This window comes from Nocardioides pakistanensis (genome assembly GCF_054781215.1).
The window spans coordinates 1-1,221 of record NZ_BAAGUV010000046.1; the positions used below are offsets into that span (position 1 = coordinate 1).

Annotated in this window: 1 protein-coding gene and 1 tRNA gene; one reads left to right on the plus strand and one right to left on the minus strand. The window is 66.3% G+C overall.

Annotated features, from left to right (window positions below; genetic code table 11):
* Positions 1 to 345: 345 nt before the first annotated feature.
* Entirely contained in the window at positions 346 to 903 is a 558-nt protein-coding gene (locus tag ACYVIH_RS16690; RefSeq protein WP_460870621.1) for a phosphorylase family protein, read from the plus strand.
* A 61-nt stretch (positions 904 to 964) separates the two neighbouring features.
* Here the strand turns inward: ACYVIH_RS16690 and ACYVIH_RS16695 are convergent.
* Positions 965 to 1,055: transfer RNA gene (locus tag ACYVIH_RS16695), tRNA-Ser, on the minus strand.
* Positions 1,056 to 1,221: the final 166 nt, after the last annotated feature.

Sequence of the window (1,221 nt, forward strand, 5' to 3'; positions counted from 1 at the left end):
GGTCGATGATGTTGGTGGTTTCCATGATGAGTCCTTTCGAGGGCGCACCACCGTGGTGCGCCGGATTACGGTGTGCGCACGGCTCATGCCAAGGCGGCCGTGTGGAAGGGCCGGACCGTGCTGCTGAGCTTCGCGGGACTCGCGGAGTTGATCTCTCGACGCCTTGAATCTGTCCGATTGCTTCGGGCGGAAACGCGGGTCGCTCACAAGCTCAGTTCTACAGTTTAGAAGATGTCTTCGAGAAACGCTAGTGTGGTTCGAAGATTCCTCCGCCATGACATCCCAGTGGCACGCGGAATCCCCGAGATCCGCATTGATCGGCGACCCGCGCCGTGAGGAGTTCCCATGCCACAACCCACCACGCTGCTCGTCTTCGCGCATCGAGATGAGGCCTCGGCGTTCGCCGACGTGCCGCACCTCGTGACCGGCGTGGGAAAGGTGAACGCCGCGGTGTCGCTCGCGACCACGCTCGCCGCGGACGGGATCGACCAGGTGGTGGTGCTCGGCACGGCGGGGGTCGTGAGCGACGGGCCCGAGCGACCGAGCCTCGAGGACGTCTACCAGATCACGGGCGTGGTGCAGCACGACTTCTCGCTGCCCTCGCCGGAGCTGCGTCCGGCGGGCCCCGCGATCCTGCCCCCCGAGCGCACAGCCGTGATCGCGACCGGGGACGTCTTCGTGCAGAACGACGCGCAGCGCGCCCGTATCGCGGGTCTCGGCGCCTCGCTCGTCGATATGGAGGCGTACGCCTACGCGAGCGTGTGCGAGCGTCTCGGGGTGCCCCTGCAGCTGTTCAAGGTGCCGTCCGACTTCGCCGACAGCGCGACCACCGATGAGGAATGGGACACGATCGTCTTCCGCAAGAGCGAGCAGCTGCGGGAGTTCTGGGACGGGCTCGCCTGACACGACACATGACGAAGGCCCCGGATCCGTTGATTTCTCAAGGATCTCGGGGCCTTCGCTCTGGCGGTGACGGTGGGATTTGAACCCACGGTGCGGGGTTACCGCACACGACTTTTCGAGAGTCGCACCTTCGGCCGCTCGGACACGTCACCGCGAAAAAGAATACGGCATCCGGTTGCGCAACGCGAATCGAGGCGGGAACATCGGGCGTGTCCGATGGCAGCGCTGCAGATCTCAGCGGCGGCGGGTCCCAGCCAGGGGTGATCCGGGCCTCGACCCGGCCCCCGAACCGGGAACGGCCCCCGACTCCGACGGTCC

Excerpts from the sequence above, each read along its gene's own strand:
- ACYVIH_RS16690 (WP_460870621.1), top strand. The coding sequence starts at position 346 with ATGCCACAACCCACCACGCTGCTCGTCTTCGCGCATCGAGATGAGGCC.